Raw genomic sequence first — 21,777 nt, 5'->3', positions numbered from 1 at the left:
CCGCGTCTTATTTGCTGCAGGTCCAGAAGGGTCCGGGTTTACCCTGACGGACCCACATTGCAGGTACCGGTAAACAAAGGCCTGGAATCGTGCCCTGAGGTTCCAGAAACACGAAAAGGCTTTGATATACCTGCTTTATTCGTACAGACAGACCTCGTCGATCCTGGAATAGTTCCCGATTTCGGAGTCCTTAAAGTGAATTGCAATTTCCCTTGCTGCAGCTTCTGGGGAATCGGAGGCATGAACTACATTTCTGCCTACATCCAGAGCAAAATCCCCACGGATTGTTCCGGGAGCCGCATCTACAGGATTTGTAGCCCCGTTTATAGCCCTCACAACCCGAATTGCATCTTTTCCTGCAACTACCATTGAAACTGAAGGGCCAGACGTAATGAATCCGACAAGGCCTGGGAAGAAAGGCTTGGCTGCATGTTCACTGTAATGCTCTTTTGCAGTGGCTTCACTGATAACATTCATCCTGAGAGCAACGAGCTTCAGACCCCGCTTCTCGATTTTGGAAATTATCTCTCCTACCAGCCCGCGCTGGACTCCGTCAGGCTTTACCATAACGTATGTCTGTTCCATATGCACACCTTAATAATTCGAACACATAAACTGCAATTCTACTCTTATGCTTTCTTCAACTGGATTTTGCCTTTCTCAGTCCATTCGGTACGCCTTGGAAGCCTACCCAGATTGAAGTTGCTCATGCACTTGGAAGAGTGCATGTAATAGGTAGAACCGTCTTTCTTAACATAGAGCTTACCGGTTCCGGGCTCCAGCATCTTCCCGCAGAAATAGCATTTTCTCTGTTCCATTATCTCACCGCTTTTTCTTATCTGGTGGTCAGTTTCTTCGCTTCTCTTGAGGTCTCGAGAAGCATCAGGATGTCGCCTACGCGGACCGGGCCCACGCAGTTTCTTGTAATAACACGGCCCTTATCCCTGCCTTCCAGAACCCTACACTGGATCTGGCTGGCTTCACCATGCATACCTGTATTCCCGATAACGTCAATAACCTCAGCAGCAAAGCCGCCGGTTGTGCTTTCATCAGCCATAACTAGCACCTCATGTTATCAGGATTATTTAAGGGCTTCAAGTTTCTGGGCAATGTCCTGAACCATTTCAGCTGCTTTTCCTGCATCTACAATAGCGACAGTTGCGCAGGACACACCAAGCCCACTGGCTGCACCGAGTTCTTTCTGGTTTTTAATGAAGATATAAGGTGCTTTCTTTTCATCGGAAAGGGGAGCAATGTGAGCAACAATCTCGGCAGGCTCGATATCCTCAGCGATAAGGACAAGCTTTGCATTGCCTCTTTCAATTGCTTTTGTGGCTTCATTGGTGCCCTTTTTAATCTTTCCAGTATCTCTGGCAAGCTCCAGAGCTTCAAGTGCTTTGTTTGTAAGTTCTTCTGGAACGTCGAATTTAGCTAATTGTGCCATATAAGATTCTCCTTCGAAATTGCGAGTATCGCAATTTTTCATCAATCATAGGTTTTTTAACACATATCTGTCAACATTGAAGTCAAATAGTAAATAAAAACCATATAGACTTCAATGCGGAGAGCAAATGAGTTGAAATATAGATACTGCTAGCTAAATGCTGCAGATCGAACCTTAAAAGTACATGATCACCTATAAACTTTCTGCTTGAAAACGTGAGTCATAAACCAAAAGCAGAAGTAAAGTAATAAGAAATCCATATATATAAGGCTATTTTCAGTTCCAGGATAAAAATGAATTAATACGTCATGGTTATAAGGAATGTAAGAAATTTTGCTTTTATGGACACAATTTACTATGAAGCTCATAAAAATCTATATATTAACCTTACAAACCGCTGCAGTTCAGACTGTGTCTTTTGCATCCGTAATTTTGCAGACGGAGTTTATGGATATGACCTGAGGCTTTCAAGAGAACCGACAACAGAGGAAGTTATCGAAGCACTTGAAAAGCTAAACCTTTCAAAATACAAAGAAATCGTATTCACAGGCCTTGGAGAGCCAACTCTCAGGTTCGACGTGATGCTTGTAGTAACCCGCTGGCTGAAAAGCCGGAATATTCGAGTAAGGCTAGATACCAACGGACAGGCAGTCCTGATAAATCCGGGAAGAGATGTGGTCTTAGAACTGAAAGCCGCAGGAATAGACTCTATTTCCGTGAGCCTGAATGCCGAGTCCGAAGAAAAATACAATAAGCTCTGCAGGCCTACTCATGAAAATGCTTATTCTGCAGTACTTGATTTTGTTAAGGAAGCAAGGAAGGCAGGAATCAGTACACGGGTTACAGTAGTTAATGTGCCCGAAATTGACCTGGAAAAATGTAAAAAGCTTGCAGATGAGCTTGGTTCGGGCTTCCACATAAGGACTTTGTCCGAAGCTGCAAGTAAAGAAATCTGAAAGCTGTTAAAAGTTAGATATTTAATAAATATTCAGCAATATGTGTTTTTTACAATATGATTATTTTTGGTAACATGAGTAAAAGTAAAAGAGATAACAAGTAGATGATATTACTATAGAATACGAGTGTAGAAAAGAAAACACTATAATAAATCAAAGTTGCGCTGGCGCACCCCGCTGCAAGCAACGGGGTATGTTCGCGCCACCGCTCAAAATTCCGTTAAAGGAAATAATAACCCTAAACAATTTAGTGTGAGCAGAAGTTAGTAATCGAAAATGGAATTGAGAAATTTTATTATTATCAACGGTTACCGGGGAAGTTTCCATCCCCGCAGCAAGCTAGCGGGGTATTCGACTGAAATAAATTATATTTTTGCTGAATAAATTATGTTTCATACTGAGTGAATTATGTTTCTACTAGTAAATTATATTTCTGTTTAATTTAACATAGGAAAATACGATAATATATTTATATTTAAAAGATTTTATGATTCTGTTTCAAAATCTAATAATTTTTACATTTCTTGATTGAAAATCTGAATTAGCAAGAAGAGTTCGGCTTTCATCAAAATCAAGATTCAACATCTAAAGACTTCAATCCAGAAATATAGTCGATTATGACCAATTATAAAACCCAGTGATTTTGAACTTTAGATTAATCACTGGGTTTTGGAACAGAGTCATTATCACTGAAAAATTATTATGATATCAGTTCCTGAATATGGCAATCTTCTCTAAATATTACAAAACTGTAAGTTTACGCCTCCATATCCATATATCTGAAATCTCATGTTTCTGGATATCGTGGTGATTTTCAGGCCTGTGTTTTTTCATCATCAAGGTTCTCAAAGTCTTCCAGGTCTTCTTCTTTCTCGACCCGTTTTTTAAATTTTCGATTGTTCAGGTAGATAGCCACTATAAAAACTGCCAGTAAAAGAAATATGGGATATTTAAAGAAGTTAAGCAGTCCCGAAAACCTTGATGAACTCTCTATAGAGGCTGAACTCCCTATAGCCGGATCGTTTTCACCTTTTATATCATCTGATACTTCACCTGAGGAAGCTGAAGCAGTCTCAACTACGTTTTCAATACCTCCCGTTACTACTATTCCTTCTTTTAAAGGCAGTCCGAGTCCCTCTCCTGAAGGGAAACACTCATTTCCAAAGAGTCGTGCAAAAACTGAGAGATTTTGCTCAAAAAGATACGCTGCTCCGTCATCACTCGCTGCAGCAAGGGTTGAGCTATCGAGAGAAACAGACACACTATTAATATTTCCTCCGCAACTGTAGTTCCAGAACTCATTCCCATCCAGATCCAGCACGTAAAGCGTATCGTCCCAGCTTCCTGCTGCAATGAATGATGCATCCGGTGAAATTGCAACACTGTAAATATCTTCTTTTGCCTTGTAGTCCCAGAGTTTTGTACCTGTATCGTTAAACAGGTAGATTTTATCATCAAAACTTCCTGCTGCCAGATAGGAGCCGTTATTTGTCAGGGAAACACTGCTAATCCAGTAAGCAGGATTGTGTATCCAGGAAAAATCACCTTTCTGGTTAAGGAGATAGACATTATAATTGGAACCTCCGGCAGCCACATAATTGGCCTGTGGAGTGATGCACACACAATTAATTACACTGCCTGTCTTTCGTTTCCAGATATTATTTCCTTCTTTATCAAAGAGGTAAATGTAATAACTGGAACCTCCAGCTGCAACGTAAGTGCCATCTATGGAGAGAGCTATACTGCGGACGGAATTTTCTGAATCAAAATTCCATAATAACCTGCCTTCGTTATTAAAGAAGTAAATCTTGCCGTCTTCACTGCCTACTGCCACATATGAACCATCGGAAGAGACCACAACACAATTCACGCTGCCCCCAGTTTCGTAACTCCAGAGTAATTTTCCTTCCCTGTTAAAAAAGTATACTTTCTTATCGTTACTTCCTGCAGCTACACGAGACCCATCTGGAGAGACTGATACGGTGTAAACAATATCTCCAGTAGTATAATTCCAGAGTTCCTTCCCCTCGGAACTAAAAAGAGAAACATTATGATTAAAGTCCCCAACTGCAATATAACCCCCGCTGGAAGAAAGAGAAACCGTGTTAACTATACATCCTGTTTCGCATTTGCAGAGAAGGTCAAAAGCTCTGAGTTCCGAAAGATTTACGTCCCCACCATTGTCCGGGGTAACAGAGTCTGCAGCTCCCGAATCTGCAAACAGGCCGAAGAGCAGACCCAGTGCTATAAGTAACCATATTCCCGCTGACTGTCCCATAATAATTATAGTTTAGGAGTTTATTCCACATGAATTTTTTGCAAGAGTCTTGTGTTAGAAAAAAGAAAAAGGACGGCACTATAGAAAAAAGACAGTATTTTATAAAGAACATTTACGAATTAAAATTATGCTTCGAGTTTAAAGTCAGCAAAATTATCGGTAGGGATTTTAAATTTAGAGGCAGCGAAGATAGGAATATCGTAAAACGAAATTATTAACCAGGTAGATTTTGAAAGCTAAGAAAGTTTTAGCTATTAAATCTGACCGGAAACAATATTTTTGTCCGCTTTCCAGGTTTGGTCAATAATTTTCCACTACCTTTCAGCTATGACCGTTTTCAGTATTCATAAAGTATGTTACTCACTTTTTACAGTGACATAGCCAGGCCTTATTATCGAACTGCTGCCATCAGTATTAGTTACATTTAGAGTAACGTTATAAGTTCCAGGTTTTATGAAAGAGCTCATCCTAGAACCGATTTCATTACCAAATCTATTATACTATTTTCATGTTAGAAATTAGAGCGATTATTCAAAATTCAAGGTTTTGGGATAGGCTCAAAGTGTACGTCGTGTTCATTGTATTCTTTGAATTAATACCATTCCCAAAGTCCCAGAACCAGGAAGTCAGTAAACATGCATTATTATCTAATAGTAACTGAAAAATAAGAGAGATCGAAAGTTAGGGGAAGTCATTTTTAAAGTAGATCTTTCAAATTTTCCCAATTAAGTTGTATAACTGCTCCTTGTTTTTATCCCCACAAAAAACAAGGAGCAAAAACCGTGCTATCGGAAAAATGTTTTAAACTACTGAAGTTAATCTCAAGTTACGGATGTTACTTTTCTACTTTTTAATGTAAATAATCAGACATAAGATTATCAGGACGACAAGAATAACCGCATAGTATAATGGGTTGCCCTCAATATTAAATCCAAATATTCCTGAAGATTCTTCTTCCTCAGGGCCCGGTTCAATCCCAACAGCACTATTAAACCTTTCTTCTATGCCCATATGGCCTGAGACATGGTAGGCAATCAAGCTTAATCCTGCAACAGCCAAAACCAAAAACCCAAATAAGAGCATACTTTTCTTTCGATCTATTTCATACAAGTGACTCAGCCTCCGAGAGCATATCTGGCCTGATTTTTCGTATGTACGATACTACATATCCAGTAAGCACAGCCTCTATCACAGCAACTCCCATATTGACTCCTGCCAGGAGAGAGAGACCATAGAGAATATCCATACGACTCTGCGTTACTCCCTGGATACCTGAGACCAATATTATGACTATCATGGTTACGTTACCAAGCAAAAGTCCTGCCAAAGTAGCGATACCGGCTCTCGAAAACGAGCTTAATTTGGCTTTGATAAGTCCGCGATATGTAAAGTAGGCAACCGAAACTTCAGTTATATTGACTAGAGTGTTCGCTCCGATCATCCCCCATCCACCATGTCCTATTGCTGCAGATAATATATTCACTATGAACACAATTATCCCTCCTACTGCCGGACCTCCCAGAATACCTATAAGAGGCGTTAGATTCATGTGAACTCCACCAAACAAGGGGATATTTATCTGAAAGATTGCAAATGAAGCAGCAGTGCACATCCCTGCAATAGTTAACACTTTATTGTCATTGCTTTTCTTCACATTTTTCATCCAGTACATACAAAGGCAGATTAAAATTATAGCGAGAGTCCACCATATAGAAATCCATTGGAAGGAAAAAGCACCGTCTTCTAAATGTATGTGAGCCATTTGAGAACTTCCTATAATATTTGTTTTTTATTTATGCAGATTTTAACCAGGTTTTAGAATGCTGGTTGTCGAATTTACCAATTTTACTAATTTTTGGTATAATACCAAATTGTTTGGTGTTATACCAAATTTTAATTTTGCGAGTTAGCTAGAAAGAAATGAAATTGAGAAGAATAAAACTCAAACTAGTTCGTTAGAGCTCTTTAGATGCTGCATGTTACAACTTTTTAGATGCTGCATGTTATAGCTCTTCAGACACTGTTTATATTTGTTCGCAGATTAGAGGGATTTTACCAGTTCTTCCACAGTCACAGGCTTTCTTTTTATCTCTATTTTTTTGAACTCGCAGAGAGCCTCATACACCTGTACAATTTTAGGTTCCTTTAGCCCTGCATCCTCAAGTAAATCAACATTGTAAAAGATGTCTGAGGGCCTGCCTTCTGCAATTACAGATCCTCCTTTAACAATACAGATCCTATCAGCTATACGTGCAGCAAGGTCGAGATCATGTGTTGCCAGGACAATACTGATGCCATGATTTTCTTTTAATTCGCAGATTATATTTTCAATAATTTCGGCATGCTTTGGGTCCAAGTCGGAAGTTGGTTCATCAAGAGCAATTATTTTCGGTTTCATGGCAAGGATGCCAGCTATGGAGACTAAACGTTTCTGCCCACCGCTAAGATAATTAGGAATCTTGTTTATAAATTTCTCAGCGCCTACAGCCCTTAAAGCTTCCATTGCTGCGTTCCAGGCTTCACCTCTGTTCATACCTAAATTGAGTGGGCCGAACATAACGTCATCAAGGACAGTTGGCGCAAAAAGCTGATCATCCGATTTCTGAAACACTATTCCCACATGTTTCCACAGATCTTTTTTTGTTGTAGAGTCTATCTTTTCGCCCATGACATATATATTACCTTTTGACGGCAAAAGCAGGCCGTTCAGGTGCTCCAAAAGGGTCGATTTGCCTGAGCCGTTTGCCCCGCATAAGGCAACAATTTCATTCTCTTTAACCCTGAAACACAAATCATGAATTCCAATGCTGCCATCTGGGTAGACGTGACTTGCACAGTCTATATGTATTAGCTCATGAGGCTCTGAAAAAGCATGGTTTTGTACTGGATCAATATGTTTTTTCATAAATTAGGCATTCACCTCGAAATTGATGAATTATGAAATAGTAGTAGATAAATTATTACGACTAAAAACACCAACAAAACAATATAGTCTATAGGTTTCATTTGAGGAACTTCTGTTGATGTAGTGTATGTTCCATCATATCCCCGAGACTCCATAGCTTTGTTCACCCTTTCCGCCTGATCATAAGATCGAATAAAAACAAGCGCAAAGATCTCCGCAAAGGTCTGGCTTTGCCTGACCACACTTTTAATTAAACCTCCACCTCTCGATTTAAAAGCCCTTATCATAGAATCAACCATATCCAGTGTTATGAAAAGAAACCTGTAGGACATCAAAAATATCTGATCTATAGGAAATGGAAAGATCCTGTAAATCATAACTGAAAGATAAGCGTACTTAGTCGTCATGAGAAACAGAAGGGAAGATGTCATTGATATAAGAGCTTTTAGCAAAAGCCTAACCACTAGCAATAACCCATTATCTGTTAAAGTTAAGGAAAACCAGAAGAATTTGAGGGAAAATAGTGGTACACCGGTTTCATTCCACATCAATAAGATAACTAAAGATAAAACAAACAAAACAGGCAAAAGACACCAGTCAAATAGCTTTCTTACTGGCAGCCCAATCTGCCAATATAAAAGAAGTAAAAGAGCATACAGAGCCACCAGTACTTCAACACTTTTAACAATAGTTAAAATTAAGATGATGGCAATAAGCCCAATTAGTTTTATCCAGGGACTGGCCTTAGAAAGAAAAGAGTAAGAGTTCTCACTATAATAAGTGATCAGATCAAGATCAGGGATATGACCAGAAGCCTGTGAGTTATTCATATATAATCCGCAATTTTGAATCAAAATTTTGTTTGACAGAAATCAAAGTAATAAGCAAGAAAACTATTTTTTCATACCTGCTTGAAGCACCAAATTTAAAAATATAATATCCGATTCTTCGCGTTCCAAAAAACAGATACGGTTAAACTCAAAACTATTTTTTCTCATTTTTGATCTCCTGATTTCTAGATATTAACATCTAACAGGCAGATATATCTTTTGGGTGAAACGCAAATATATTGGGGAATGTTTGGTATATGGCCAAAAAATTATAATAGCTAAGTACTCCAGTGCTTATACATGAATAAACAGGATTTAAAAAGTTTATATTCTAGACTCTAATTTGAGATTTGTAATCTGGAGCTACTGACAAAGTGACGAGGTTTAAATTTGGTAGAAGGAGTTTAAACTCGTTTTAAGTAGTTGAAAAAAATAAGAAAATTCATTGACATCCAATTCATTGACATTCAATTCAAACTAAATGAGGTTAGTTATAAGAAGCTTAGTTATTTTTAAAATCTCTACAAATTACTTTTTCCATATTCATTAACTTTCAAAACCACCCCACGGAAACTTCACATAAACTCTCAGTCTTAGAATAAGACAACTTTAAGCCGACTGTTATTACTTGTTACGAAGACATTTATTAACATACGGATGAAATTAATAATTTATATATTAACTATTTCCTTGTTTTTAAACGTATCTTTTATTCTACGCAAAACCTGAGCCTGTAAATAGGAAAGCTTGACAAGCAAATAGAAATTGAACCTTAAGACAAGCAAATAGAAATTGAACCTTAAGACAAGCAAATAGAAATTGAACCTTAAGACAAGCAAATAGAAATTGAACCTTAAGACAAGCAAATAGAAATTGAACCTTAAGACAAGCAAATAGAAATTGAACCTTAAAAGTTATAACCAGGAAAAGAGAACAAAGTAAATCCGGATTTAACCCAAATTTAAGTTTAACAGGAGATAAGTATGAGGGAGATTACTCTTACAAAAAAGATAGAAAATACTGCTTTTAAAATGAACGCGGATTTTATTGGAATTGCAGATGCAGCTTGCTTTGAAAGCTCGGAATATACAGGAAATAAACCTCAGGATGTGATGGCAAGCGTTCGGTCAGTTATAATCCTGGGAGTAAGCGTACCGAGAGGAGCTTTCGAGACCCTTCCAGAAGGAAGGGCCGAGTATACCAACACTCTTATGGCAGCAACTGCTACCCTTCGAATAGTCGCTTTTCAAATTGCAAAACTTATTGAAAAAGAAGGATACAGAGCAACTATTGTGCCTACAGAAGGAAGTGAATTCGGATACTGGTATGCTAACCGTGAAACACTTAAGGCAAACATGTCCATCAAATATGCTGCATATCATGCAGGACTGGGAAACTTTGGCATGAATCACCTTCTTATTACAAAAGACTACGGCCCCAGAGTTCGAATGACCGCAATACTGACCAATGCTCCGCTAGAAAAAGGAGAAAAGGATACTTTACTACCGTTTATTAACGAGAAATGCAGCAAATGCAGCAAATGCATTGAAATATGCCCGGCTGGTGCTATCTCCCGGGATGGGAAAATTGACAGGCAAAAGTGTGCACAGTATATGTTTAATGTACTTGGAGGTCTTCGTTGTGGGCTCTGTGTTAAAGTTTGCCCACAGTAAACTTGCTGTGGTTTACTAACGGATTTTTAATGACAAAGGATTTAAAAGATTTAGAAAAGTTGAGTATTTAAGGGCAGGCTTTAAGTGACAGCAGACGATAAATAATTCGGAAGCTTAAACTAATGCACTGTCCAAGTCACTTAAAATCAAGTGATGCAGAAAGCATTAACACAAATTGAAATTCAGTTAATGTAAATTTCTCAATATAGTCAGAGTTGAATTAAAACTTTTTTAACCATTGCGAGTCTATTTGGAAAAGAGCCGTCTTTATTATTCTTGTTTGTTATTCTTGTTTGTTATTCTTGTTTGTTATTCTTGTTTGTTATTCTTGTTTGTTATTCTTGTTTGTTATTCTTGTTTGTTATTCTTGTTTGTTATTCTTGTTTGTTATTCTTGTTTGTAAGAACTATGCTAAAAGTCAAATACTTTGACAAATTGAAGTTAGTTTAAAATTTGCTACTGTCACGACTTATTATACGTATAATTAAGATTAGAACTAAATATGGAGTAAAAGATTCTATTAAAGCTCCAATAATTATCGCTACAAATAATGGTAAATCAGGTTGGCCAATCACGTTTATAAAGTTTAAAATAAAGAAAAAGGCAAAGCAAGCGATAAATAAGATCTCATAACTTGATTTTTTCATCATGATAAGTCGTCCTGTATAGTAAGGGTTGCAGAGCCATTCTTTATCCTCGGATATTCGGTTGATGATCCAAAGCTCAAATTCAAAGAACCAACTTTGAGTTTTGGGATAAGCTCGGTTAGAGAATAATAAGCTCCGTAATTTCCATTTTGATCACACGACAAATAAACTTTAATGTAATAGTTCTGAACGGTTAAGCTGTTACCTTTGTATTCAAAACCATAGTGGAAATTCCCCTGGCTATAAACTTCTGCCGTATTACTGGAAATTATATCCGTACCTTCTTCCCAGTTAGAAATCTGCCAGAGATTGAAAGGCATATTATGTACATACCATGAATTTACATGATAAGGTTTTACAGATTTATTATCATACCCGAAATACCCTTGTGTGTAGACAGTAAACAATTTCCAACCAAAAGAATTGTATTCACTTACGGAAGATATTAGAGAAGGTGTATAAAAAGAATTATCTTCGGATTGTAAGTTCATCTCATTTTCTTTATTAACTGGTTGAATAGTATTATTGTCAACTTTCAAATCATTAATTAAAAAATTACCATGGTTTATAAAAGTTATATTAGATCCACTTTCCAGTTGATATGTCCTTGAATTACTTTTGCTTGAAACATTATTGTTTTCTGATGTTGAAATTTTGTCTTCGGTTGCTTTACAATAATTAGCAATCACATAGTCTGCAGCCAGATTTTTTGTATCAGAATTTAGTGCATCTATTAAACCTTGTTCCAGTTCAGAGGGCTTAACATTTGTTGTTAAATTATCTTGTGCACTTACAGTAGACACAAACATCGTGCATAGTAGTAATATTGCTAAAAGCAAAATCTCTATTCGAAATTTCTTCTTTGTTATCGTTTAAATTACTCCTATATGCTTTACCCAGAAGCAAGTTTAGGAAGCTTAAATATTCTTAAAGCTAACATTAGCCATGCCTTTTAAAGCCTGTTTCACTGAATTGGGGCAATTTTGGTAAAGAGATTTAAACCCTAGAAACTTCTTTTTTACTAAAAGTTTATAAACTTTCTGTGTAGACTCTCAAACAATTCAATTTTATACTTATGTAGTATCTGTGATTATTTTCTGATCTTTGATGGTTTGACTATTAGATAGAAGGTATATGAGCAATTGCCTTTATGACCAAATTACCTTAACTCATATCGCGAAAGTGATGTGAATGAACAGCATAATATATGACAGTTAGGTAAGCAACGGAATCTGGTGCAAAAGCAAATGCTGAGCAACTTGATTATGCAGGAAACGACTATTTTATGGCCCACTGCTGGCAGGTCTATGAAATCATTAAAATAATTTCCCTGATGACTTTAAATTACAAACGGCTGCACTACTTCATGACACGTTAGAAGACACCGACACGAAATATGAAAATTTATTTATCACGTTCGGCGAAGATGTCGCAGGTCTCTATTCGTGAAGTCTCACATGAAAGAAAAGAAGATGACACAGTGTGGTATTATACGTATCTGTACTCCATACGTGGGATAGGCTTAAAATTTGCTGACCGTGCTTCTAATTTGTCCAGAATGGAAGGCTTATGGTGAAAAGATTGAAAAAACACATCAAAAAATAAAAATTTTGGCAGTCCGAAAATATATAAAGACATATGGCTAAATTATATAGTCAATTTCCGTTTTAACGTTATTAAAGGTTCTTTTTAGACCATTAGGGTTTTATTTTTATATACATTTTCAAAATAGCACGTTTCACTATCTTAAACCCAATAAATGGAATTCTTCTTATTTATTTTTAGAGTTTAGAGATAATTCTAACATATTTTTACAAAACTAAGTATTCTACTTTACTATTTTTCCAAAATTTCCGGTTTTGCAATAATTAGAATACTGCCGTTATGTATTTATGTTAAAGTCGTTAAGTACTGACAATTAGAGTAAATAAATCTATTTTAAGATATAATAAATAAGCCTTAACAATAATTAGGCCAGTAAAATTACGATATAGATGAGAAAAATGAAGATAAATAAACAAAAGTTAACAACGACAGTACTTCTGGCTATTTTTATAGCATTCATACCCCTTGGAGCAGCAGCTCCCATAGAAGATTCCGAAAACGCAACAGTAGAAGCCGCAAAAGGTTGGCTAGGAGTTGAGTTCGTACACGGAGCCAATAACACAAGTGCTATTGACTGTTCTCACCTGGTATATCAGGTATACAGCCAGGTAGGTGCTAAAGACATATTTTTCCAGAAAGTACCTGAGATGAAAAACAATACAAATTATGTTAATACAACCTCTCCAGCTCCCGGAGACGTAATCTTCTGGCAAAAGGACGTCAGCCAGAACGGCAAAATGTATTGGCTTGCCACCCATGTAGGAATATACATAGGAAACAATCAGTTTATAGACCCATCGTTTGATACTGAAAATGTTACCACAGAAAATATCACTGGTGTGTATAAAGAAGGAATGCCGTACTTTGCAAGATGGTCTCATAGTTAAGAGATTATCATGAAAAGACCTAAAAAGCTTAAAAAACTTAAAAAAGCCTACTGAATGGAGAGTTCTAACAAGATCTCCCATTTCATTTTTAGCTTCTTGTAGAGTAGATAATAAGTACATTAATGCTATATACTGCCTACGTATTATGTACAATTGAAAAATTTGTCTCCTTCTATTGTAAAATAGAGCAGTATGTTAAAGGTTCTATAAAAAATTGGAGTTCCTCCAGGTTTTTAATAAAAACCTATGACAGTTGTTCAAAATATTATGTTTGTAATTAATGTATTGACGTATAAAATTTATGGAATTTTTGATATACTATCATTGAAAATATGCTGCATGTGACAAATAATACAAGCAGTAAAAGCTTGTGTTTTACTTCAGAGGAGAATCTTACTATGAAATTGAAGTATACTAAACTCCAACTTGCCTTGGAAATTATAGGGCTTCTACTTTTAGTAGGTATGATCGTTTTTATTTACATTCAGTGGGACCAAATTCCTCAACAAGTTCCTATGCATTATAATGCACTGGGTAAAATCGATAGCTGGGGAAGTAAATATCAAATCCTCGTTTTACCAATCATAAGTATTTTGCTTTATATTTTCATTACTGTAGTATCTTTTTTCCCACAGATTTGGAATGTTACCGTTCAAGTAACAGATGAGAACAAAGAAGCAGTGTACCTCAGTACAAAGAACCTAATTATATTCTTGAAAGTTGAGATGTTGACTATATTCTTTTACCTGAATTATCATACCGTAACTGCACAACCTCTGTCAATTACTTTTTTACCTATTTTTATAATAACCATATTTGGCACACTAGTTTTCTTCATCGTACGGATTATTCGAGTAGGAAATGGAAAAAAAACATAACTGTGAATTATGAGCATACTAATTCCTTCTAAGGGCACTTGAGTTGTTGATTAATAATAAAAATGAGACTTTTTATCTTCTGAGATAGGCTTTCTGGAATAAACTTTCTGGAATAAACTTTCTGGAATAGGCCCTCTAGGATAGCTAACACTCTCTCTTGTCCCCAACAGGTTACTAACTATAGCTGGTTGAATTTTCAATACACCAGCTATGGCTTCTGTTGACATTTCTTTAATAGCCATATTTAAGGCTAGTATGATAATTCATTGTCTTTTAGAATATATTAAACCTAGATTCGGCAGGTCGACATAAGGAATTTAAATATTTCTCTTGATATCGTTTTTGAACATTTGATAAATATACATTAGATTTAAAGCTGGTTAACGTGTGGCTCAACTCCCACGACATATATAAATACTGGATCATTTTTCCATTAAAGTTTAGCATGAGAGATTGTGTTTGGATCATATGTAAACCTTATAACTGCACACAATGGGACCATCATTTCAAAATCGCCATCAGCAAAAAGGATTAAAATGAAATGTCGACTTGCCGAATCTAGGATTAAAGAATATACTTATACGATTATTGAATACTCTACCCCTTTTCACGGCAGATATATTTTCGAATTCTCTTGTTCTAATTCTCTTGTTCTGATTCTCTTGTTCTAATTCTCTTGTTCTAATTCTTTTGTTCTTAATTTGATAGTACCTTTACCTGTGACATTTTCTTTCCCAGAAATACCTTAAAATTTACAATCTTGATTAGGACAAAAAACATTAGTAAAATTTGGTTTTACTCCTAGTTTCCCCATTAATGATCCTGCTTTCGGCAGGTCGACATAAAAATCCATTCAATTTTTCTATTGATATCGTTTTTTTTAGAACTTTTGATATTTAATTTAAATCAAAAATTACTAAATGTTAACCATAACATAATTAATATATATTTATAATATATGAGATAAAAGACAAATCATGCTAGATAGATAATCCGCAAGATGCTGTTTTTTAACTTAACCTACAAAAAATAACAATTAAGAATATTTAGATGTTGGAATGTGCTTGCTGCCGAATGTAGGATGATAGTACCTGTGTATGTATTTTTAAGATTTTCTGGCACCTGGATTTGGTAAAAGGAAAAAAATAAAAAATAAATCAAGGTTTCTCAAAAGCCAGAGTTGGGTGTTGAATGATAAGTCACATGTTATTTCACAAGAGCATACATGCAATAATCAAAGAAATTACCATTTTTATAGACACCCTTCTTCATTATGCCCTCAAAAATAAATCCGGCTTTTTCAAGAGCTTTTCGTGAGCCGATATTTTGTGCATAAGGCTCTGCAAATATCCGGACAATGTCGTACTGTTCAAAAGCTGTCCGACAAAGCTGTTTTATTGCTTCGCTCATTATTCCTTTGCCCCAAAAAGGTTCGCCAAGCCAGTATGCAATTTCTGCATTCTTACAATAAACATCGCTTTTAAGGAATAATGCAATGCACCCTGCAGCTTCTCCGTTCACAACAATTGCCCTGCAGCATTGTTGTGTTTCATCGTTAAAGCTAAAGCTTTCTACAGTTTTTCGGCAGTCATCTAAAGTGGAGGGAAAAGAATCCCTCATATTTTTTGCAATTTTTGTATTATGGGAATACTTGAAAAAGTTTTCAACATCTGTTTTTTTCCACGTTCTCAGTTCAAAATCCATTTTGACAACGTCCTGTAAAGATAAATGCCGAAGAAACAACAAAAGGGACTTCATTGGTCATCGGTTAAGGAAAAATCGTTATCAATTGCATTGATTTTCATAAAATTTATTAAATTATTCATCAAATGCAAAACTGGAATCTGATATCGATTTCAATTTAAACACTAAACATTTGGGTTTGAGTTTTTCCGTCGAAATCGAGATCAGCAGCTCAAAATCCTTAACCGAATACAAATGAAAGGGACTTTAATTCACAACAACATAGCTCTTTATTATTTTCGCGTTATCTAGCAGCATTCTTTACCGTTAAGCTAACAACGTAATTTCCTGCATAATATGTATGTGTTGGACTTCGTCGTTGAAAACGTGCCGTATCCAGAGCTCCAGTTCCATAAAACTGGCAAGTCGGTACTTATCAGTAAGAGTAACAGTCAAAGGAGCCTTTTCTGAGGTAACATTACCGGTAAAATCAGAGTTTGGGTATACAGATGTTAGGATATGTTTAGAGACATAATTTCCCATGAGTGTATACCCAACCGAATTCGGATGTACCCCATCAAGTGAGTTATTTTCATCATATCCATCGTGTAAGCCGTTTTCTGGTGATAAGTCAACAGAGTCGTATGTGTCTATTACCGAGATACCGGCCAGCGCAGCTTGCGAAGTTAGATTGTCATTTAACGATATACGCTTGAAGTTATTGCTTGAAATTGGCACAGTCGTCAATATGTAGGGAGTGATGCTTCGGTTTCTAGCCTCCTGTGCCATCCAAAGTATATCATTAATTATGTCCTGTTCACTGCGCCCGGCAGAAATATCATTTTGTCCATACATGATTAAAACAATGTCAGGATTGTAGATATCTAACCACTGAGGAAACGTAACTCGACCCTGTGCTGCCGTAGTGCCACCTATTCCGACATTAGACACATACCAGGTAGGAGAATATGCATTCAGAGTAGCATTTAGGTACGATCCATACCCGAGTCCGTAATTAACTCCTACGCCCTTTGTAATTGAATCGCCCACAGTCAAAATATGATTAGAAGTATGTGGTGAAGATGCCCTTGTAGAGGAAACACTCATATTTGAGAATTTGTTTGTAGAATTTGTTATCATTACGGGCATATTTTCAATAACATTGATAGTGCATCCGTTGAAGACATTATCACAAGAGTCAGTTGTATTTATTCCAAAACCTTTTTCAGCAATAGAAACACAATCCGTGAAAGCATTCCAACTTGAATTGACTAAAGAAATTCCATTATTTCCTCTAATAGCCGATGTATTACACCTCAAAAAGGTGTTATTGTTTGATGTTGCGATACCAATGCTGTCTCCAATAACGGTTGAAACTGTACAATCAGTGAAAGTGTTGTTATTTGCCATATCACTCAAATTTATACCGGTATTTGCAGAGTTACACTCACAACCCGAAAAATTGCAGTACCCCGAATTGGATAAACGGATGGAATTGGTTTTCGTTGAGGTCAGGGTAGATTCATTAACTGTTAGACATTGACTGTTAGTTGCAAATATTCCATAGGTATTTGAGGAAATGTTACAGTCACGGATAGTTACATGTGATGATGCTGACTTTACAAAAATTCCTGAATTTTTATATACGTCAACCGTGGCATTCAAAATACTCATATAATTACAGTCAGCCAGATATATTCCGTATGCAGACGGCACACTCTTGTTCATTTGATTGATTGTTACATTTTCGATTACAATACCGTTCTTACCAAAAGATAAAATTCCACTGCCTGCAGTGTTCTGTGCAAAATTAATTGTATATTCCTTACCATCAAATGTTATGTTGTCAGCATCTACTGAGAACGCTGTGGCTGAAGCATCGACATCGCCCGTCAGCACGTATGTTTCTCCGGGAATATTTAACGAGTAAGACGAAACCGTACCCGCTGGAATTTCGATAGTTGCCGACGATGGCATTGCCATAAAACATAACAAAAAGACCGTTAAAATAACCCACGATTTCATTCTTATGCTCTTCCTCTGTTAGATTAACAGCATACCCATGTTTTTTATTTGTAGTTAAAATTTTGTCAGATATCTATATTGTTAACGAATTTCCTGCAACTTCAAGATGTTCAAACAACTCAACCGAATCTGAGAATATAAATTTATACACTCTTCCGAGTTCTATTGTTATTCAGTTAGCGTTAGATCTGCTTTGCCTTTGAGATCAAACACCAGAGACACATTCAATTATATTAACAAACACCTTGATTATGTGCTTTGCATCGAAATTAACGGCAGAGTTTCGATTTTCTGTAAGATTATAACTTTCAAGAAGTTAGTGGTTTGAAATTGATATTTAAAGAACGATATTATACTCAGTACACACAAATTAACTTTGAATTTACAGCAAATCTGAAGACTGTCTTAAAGGTTTTATATACGTATTTTTTACATATTTTTGCCCTGAAATTTAGTTATCGGATAACATGTTGAGAGTGAGACAAGATGGCCGCTTGCAATTCTATTTAATTTAATAAGAGGAACTCCACAAGAGTAAAAAGGAAGCTTAGGGCAGGTAATGAGATTTAGCCGGATTATTGAACAGAGAGGAAACCTTTATAATCAAGTTATCAATCTCCATAGATTACCGTTACAAATTAATAATTATAAAGCAGTTTATTAATATAAAAAGGTTCATCTTTTCTTTAATTAATTCTCTGGTTTCCTTAGTTTTCCAAGTTAAGCAGGGATTTTGTAGCTGTTAGATTATTGGATTTAAGTGATTCGAAGATCTTTTAGTGACTTGTCTTTTGATGACTGGATTGATCTCAAAATTAAAAACTGCAACCTGAATTTCATATTCAGGATTATCAGTTGAATTTCCTATTATTCTAAAGATTAAACCCTTGCCTTTTTTTACCGCACAGAGCCTTTTCAGAAACTCTCAGGATAAACGAACTTGAGGAGGAAAAGAAAAAACCAATACGGGATAAATAACTGAACTGTGCGCCTGCGAAGATCACAATCTACAATGTCTGTCCCTTCTTACAACATAACGTATTTGAAAGAACAGGACATAGAGAAAATACAATGGGTCCTAAAATTCACGAGTTAGGGAAAGAAATTCTGTGTATTTTGCTTCCTGAGTTTTTTAATAAGAAGAAGTATGTAGAACTTGCATATCTCTTTGGTTCGACAGCAGAGGGAACAGAAGGACCGTTAAGCGATATTGATATAGGTGTTTATCTTTCCAGCAAACTCACAAAAGGAGAAAGAATAGAAAAGCGTCTGGAATTGATAGGAGAACTTTCAACCCTCCTCAAGAATGATCATGTAGACCTCCTGGTGATGAACGATGCTGCACCCGTTATTAATTTTGAAGTCATAAGACCCAATGTGCCGTTATTTGTAAGAAATGAAGACCTGAAACTGGACGTGGAGCAGTACGTCATGTCTAGATACCTGGACCGAAAGTATCATGAAGACTTTTTAAACAGGGAATTACTGAAACGAATCAGGGAGAAGAGTGATATTCGGAATGTCAGCAGCAGATAAGTTATTTAGAAAGTTGAACTTTATGCAGCGTTGTGTAGACTACCTTAAATCAATAGATCCCGAAAGCTCAGACCTTGAAAGCAACTATGAAAAGCGTTCCGCAGTAGAGAGAAATTTTCAACTTGCAATTGAATGTGCTATTGACATAGGAGAAATCATCATCTCAAAAGAGGGACTTGAAAGGCCTGAAGATTACAGGAGTGTATTTCGGATTCTTGGCAGGCACGAAATAATTCCTGAAGAATTCGCAGAAAAATTTGCTTTTTCTGCTGGATTCAGAAATATCCTGGTCCATGTTTATGAAGAAGTGGATTTTGATATATTAAGAAAACTGCTTGCTGAAAATCTGAAAGACTTTGACACATTTGCCCTTTACGCTGCAGAATATGCAGAGAGGCTTGCAGAGTAAAAATAAATATTAAAAAGAAAAAAATAAGAAAAATAAAGCTGCATTTTGCGGCTTTACTCAAAACTCAATGCTCATGAACGTGCTCATGCCCATGTTCACAAGCCGAACTCTCTATCTGCTCCCTTTTGAACCTTATATAAGTCTCATTGATAGAATCCAGGCAGTTTGTGCAGGCGTTTACCTGTTTTTTTACGATTCCTTTTGAAAAATTGGGAATCTGGACTTCCACAGGGTAAACTCTGCCTTTTTTACCACATAGAACGCATTTGTTTCTCCTGCAGGAGAGTTCGTCTTTATTGATGCTTAGATAGGTCTTCTGGGCGGAATCGAGGCAGGTCTCACAGAGCCCTTTCCAGGCACCGTTTGAGTAAACTAATTTATGGAAGAGGGGGAAAACTCTAACATAAATACAACCCGATTTATACAACCCATTTGGATTCAGAAGTGACAGTTAAAATGATCAAAGTAGATAAAATATATTAAAAATAATATGGTAAATAGGAATATTTTGAGAAAAATTCTGTTGGTTAAGAAAATATTTGCGAATGCTAGTGTTATGACAATTAACTGTGGAATATATTTTGGAGATTAGATCAACATAAAAGGTTTCAGAGTCTCTAAGTGATCTAAAATTAAATTGCCAAGGCACCAGGTTCAATCGTAATCTTTGACAAAAAACTGGCTGCTTTATCTTCTAATATGTTGCTTGCCTTCAAGTGTATTGTTTTTACTCTCAAGGTCAGATGATACTGTAATTTCAGTCATAAAACCTGCACTGTTATCTTTTAATATGTTGTTATTAGATTTTGTCAGTGTAATTACATATGAGTATCCAATTGATTTGACAGTATTGCCAAAAAGTTTATTATCATTTGAATTTTTAAGGCGAATGCAAAAATAGTCATTTATAACTCTATTTTTGTTTAACTCATTATTTGAAGAGTTGCTGAGGTATATACCATCCCAATTTCTCAATAAATTGTTATTTGTTAGCTTGTTATTACTCGAATTTTCAAGAAAGATCCCATTTCTATACTCCTTCCCATAGAGCCAATTATAACTTACTTCATTGTTTTTTAGAGTATTTCCGCTGGAGTCGCTAAAGTAAACTCCACATCCATTTTGAGACGCATTGTTGTTTTCAATTGTAATGTTTTCGGCTTTCTCCAGATAGATTCCGTACTCGTCAGAAACCAGTTTATTACCAGCGATAATGCCACCAGATTCTGTATAACATATGCCTGACTTGTTTGTTCCTGTCACATTGAATCCGCTAATTGTTACATTGTCGGCAGCTACATAGAAAATATCCTTTTCCGGATCTGCAGCCTGAATCATAGTTTCAGTCGTTTCTCCAGGCTTTGAAATTATGATAAGGGATTTGTTCACAACAAGGTTCTCCTTATATAACCCCGGGTCAACAGCAATAATATCGCCGGAACTCGAATTGTTTATTGCCTGCTGGATCGAGTCTCCTGTGTGTACGTAGACATTTATTGAATCATCACTGATATTATCGAGAAAATTACTTATCGAATTATTGCTCTCGTTATCAGGAGAATTATTGGGATATATCCAGGATAAAATTACGGAAATTGTAGAATCAATGAAAGATTTGTTGTTACTATTCAGGTAGCCTTTTTAGGGCTACACAATTTTTCCTCTTTTCGAGGAAAAATTGGATTTACAATGAGTTATTTCTATCTTTGATGAAACGTGAAGAGATTCTTGCTCTGTGTACTTCAAACCCTGAAGTTATTGCAACTTACATTGAGAGTCTTGAATCTCAAATAAAACAGCTTAGTGAAAAATTGCAAGTTTTAGAATCTCGCTTAAATCAAAATAGCAGAAACAGCAGTAAACCTCCTTCTACTGATTTTTTTGTCAAAGGAAAACCTAATCCCAAGAGTCTCCGTAAAAAGAGCGAAAAGAACCCTGGAGGTCAAGAAGGTCATCCAGGAACAACTCTTAAAATGGTTGATAATCCTGATTAGGTAATAGAGCATTCTTTGAACTGCTGC

General features: G+C 36.2%; 20 protein-coding genes and 1 pseudogene. 7 read left to right on the top strand and 14 right to left on the bottom strand.

From position 1 onward, the window contains the following. Positions 1–135 precede the first annotated feature (135 nt). Genes ndk through rpl7ae form a run of 4 tightly spaced genes read right to left on the bottom strand, consistent with a single transcriptional unit; the run spans position 136 to position 1,444 of the window. On the bottom strand, positions 136–585 hold the full coding sequence (ndk, locus tag ASJ81_RS10785) for a nucleoside-diphosphate kinase (RefSeq protein WP_095644458.1): 450 nt from the start codon (positions 583–585) through the stop codon (positions 136–138). Between the two features lie 44 nt (positions 586–629). Then, positions 630–818 carry a 50S ribosomal protein L24e gene (locus tag ASJ81_RS10780; protein ID WP_095644457.1) on the bottom strand — a complete coding sequence of 63 codons (189 nt, stop codon included), beginning with the start codon at positions 816–818 and terminating at the stop codon, positions 630–632. A gap of 17 nt (positions 819–835) precedes the next feature. Next, the gene (locus ASJ81_RS10775; RefSeq protein ID WP_048107265.1) at positions 836–1,057 is read right to left on the bottom strand and encodes a 30S ribosomal protein S28e; all 222 of its coding nucleotides are present in this window, start codon (positions 1,055–1,057) and stop codon (positions 836–838) included. A 24-nt stretch (positions 1,058–1,081) separates the two neighbouring features. Beyond that, the gene (rpl7ae, locus tag ASJ81_RS10770) at positions 1,082–1,444 is read right to left on the bottom strand and encodes a 50S ribosomal protein L7Ae (RefSeq protein ID WP_095644456.1); all 363 of its coding nucleotides are present in this window, start codon (positions 1,442–1,444) and stop codon (positions 1,082–1,084) included. A 308-nt stretch (positions 1,445–1,752) separates the two neighbouring features. Here rpl7ae and ASJ81_RS10765 point away from each other — a divergent pair, with 308 nt between their 5' ends. Then, the gene (locus tag ASJ81_RS10765) at positions 1,753–2,400 is read left to right on the top strand and encodes a TatD family nuclease-associated radical SAM protein (RefSeq protein WP_095644455.1); all 648 of its coding nucleotides are present in this window, start codon (positions 1,753–1,755) and stop codon (positions 2,398–2,400) included. Between the two features lie 814 nt (positions 2,401–3,214). On the opposite strand, the gene ASJ81_RS10760 is transcribed toward ASJ81_RS10765, so the two are convergent. From ASJ81_RS10760 to cbiQ, 5 genes are all read right to left on the bottom strand, one after another. Then, positions 3,215–4,678, bottom strand: coding sequence for a WD40 repeat domain-containing protein (locus ASJ81_RS10760; protein ID WP_095644454.1), 1,464 nt, complete (start codon positions 4,676–4,678; stop codon positions 3,215–3,217). A gap of 843 nt (positions 4,679–5,521) precedes the next feature. Further along, positions 5,522–5,788, bottom strand: coding sequence for a hypothetical protein (locus tag ASJ81_RS10750; RefSeq protein ID WP_095644452.1), 267 nt, complete (start codon positions 5,786–5,788; stop codon positions 5,522–5,524). Continuing rightward, a complete protein-coding gene (locus tag ASJ81_RS10745) occupies positions 5,781–6,440 on the bottom strand; it encodes an energy-coupling factor ABC transporter permease (RefSeq protein WP_095644451.1) in 660 nt (219 codons plus the stop codon). The genes ASJ81_RS10750 and ASJ81_RS10745 overlap by 8 nt, the downstream gene beginning before the upstream one ends. Before the next feature lie 279 nt (positions 6,441–6,719). Beyond that, positions 6,720–7,583 (bottom strand): energy-coupling factor ABC transporter ATP-binding protein, encoded by an 864-nt coding sequence (locus tag ASJ81_RS10740; protein WP_095644450.1) that lies wholly within the window; start codon positions 7,581–7,583, stop codon positions 6,720–6,722. Positions 7,584–7,594: 11 nt separating this feature from the next. Further along, complete coding sequence (gene cbiQ / locus ASJ81_RS10735; protein WP_095644449.1) at positions 7,595–8,413, bottom strand: cobalt ECF transporter T component CbiQ; 819 nt, start codon at positions 8,411–8,413, stop codon at positions 7,595–7,597. A gap of 983 nt (positions 8,414–9,396) precedes the next feature. Here cbiQ and ASJ81_RS10730 point away from each other — a divergent pair. After that, on the top strand, positions 9,397–10,086 hold the full coding sequence (locus tag ASJ81_RS10730) for a 4Fe-4S dicluster domain-containing protein (protein ID WP_095644448.1): 690 nt from the start codon (positions 9,397–9,399) through the stop codon (positions 10,084–10,086). 646 nt (positions 10,087–10,732) lie between these two features. On the opposite strand, the gene ASJ81_RS10720 is transcribed toward ASJ81_RS10730, so the two are convergent. Next, positions 10,733–11,542, bottom strand: coding sequence for a hypothetical protein (locus ASJ81_RS10720; protein WP_095644446.1), 810 nt, complete (start codon positions 11,540–11,542; stop codon positions 10,733–10,735). Positions 11,543–12,736: 1,194 nt separating this feature from the next. On the opposite strand from ASJ81_RS10720, the gene ASJ81_RS10715 reads away from it, so the two are divergent. Next, positions 12,737–13,225 (top strand): C40 family peptidase, encoded by a 489-nt coding sequence (locus ASJ81_RS10715; protein WP_170943281.1) that lies wholly within the window; start codon positions 12,737–12,739, stop codon positions 13,223–13,225. A gap of 398 nt (positions 13,226–13,623) precedes the next feature. Then, positions 13,624–14,103 (top strand): DUF1648 domain-containing protein, encoded by a 480-nt coding sequence (locus ASJ81_RS10710; protein ID WP_170943280.1) that lies wholly within the window; start codon positions 13,624–13,626, stop codon positions 14,101–14,103. Between the two features lie 1,206 nt (positions 14,104–15,309). Here ASJ81_RS10710 and ASJ81_RS10705 read toward each other — a convergent pair. Both ASJ81_RS10705 and ASJ81_RS10700 read right to left on the bottom strand, forming a co-directional pair. Next, positions 15,310–15,807 (bottom strand): GNAT family N-acetyltransferase, encoded by a 498-nt coding sequence (locus ASJ81_RS10705; protein ID WP_095644443.1) that lies wholly within the window; start codon positions 15,805–15,807, stop codon positions 15,310–15,312. A gap of 306 nt (positions 15,808–16,113) precedes the next feature. Next, a complete protein-coding gene (locus ASJ81_RS10700) occupies positions 16,114–17,811 on the bottom strand; it encodes a GDSL-type esterase/lipase family protein (RefSeq protein WP_095644442.1) in 1,698 nt (565 codons plus the stop codon). Between the two features lie 1,071 nt (positions 17,812–18,882). Between ASJ81_RS10700 and mntA the strand changes: the two genes are divergently transcribed. Both mntA and hepT read left to right on the top strand, forming a co-directional pair. Further along, positions 18,883–19,347, top strand: coding sequence for a type VII toxin-antitoxin system MntA family adenylyltransferase antitoxin (gene mntA, locus ASJ81_RS10695; protein WP_245860046.1), 465 nt, complete (start codon positions 18,883–18,885; stop codon positions 19,345–19,347). Then, entirely contained in the window at positions 19,331–19,756 is a 426-nt protein-coding gene (hepT, locus tag ASJ81_RS10690) for a type VII toxin-antitoxin system HepT family RNase toxin (RefSeq protein WP_095644440.1), read from the top strand. Before mntA ends, hepT begins: the two co-directional genes overlap by 17 nt. A gap of 64 nt (positions 19,757–19,820) precedes the next feature. Here the strand turns inward: hepT and fpoO are convergent, their stop codons facing one another. Both fpoO and ASJ81_RS10680 read right to left on the bottom strand, forming a co-directional pair. Continuing rightward, positions 19,821–20,183, bottom strand: a complete 363-nt coding sequence (gene fpoO / locus ASJ81_RS10685; protein WP_245860044.1) for a F420H2 dehydrogenase subunit FpoO — start codon at positions 20,181–20,183, stop codon at positions 19,821–19,823. 260 nt (positions 20,184–20,443) lie between these two features. Beyond that, positions 20,444–21,211, bottom strand: coding sequence for a right-handed parallel beta-helix repeat-containing protein (locus ASJ81_RS10680; protein ID WP_275112554.1), 768 nt, complete (start codon positions 21,209–21,211; stop codon positions 20,444–20,446). A gap of 251 nt (positions 21,212–21,462) precedes the next feature. On the opposite strand from ASJ81_RS10680, the pseudogene ASJ81_RS10675 reads away from it, so the two are divergent. Beyond that, positions 21,463–21,747 (top strand): annotated as a pseudogene (locus tag ASJ81_RS10675) (DUF6444 domain-containing protein); the annotation flags it as partial. Between the last annotated feature and the right edge of the window lie 30 nt (positions 21,748–21,777).

The sequence above is a fragment of the Methanosarcina spelaei genome (genome assembly GCF_002287235.1).
Taxonomy (GTDB): domain Archaea; phylum Halobacteriota; class Methanosarcinia; order Methanosarcinales; family Methanosarcinaceae; genus Methanosarcina; species Methanosarcina spelaei.
Note: the sequence above shows the minus strand (reverse complement) of the source record. Positions and strands in the feature narration are given on the sequence as shown.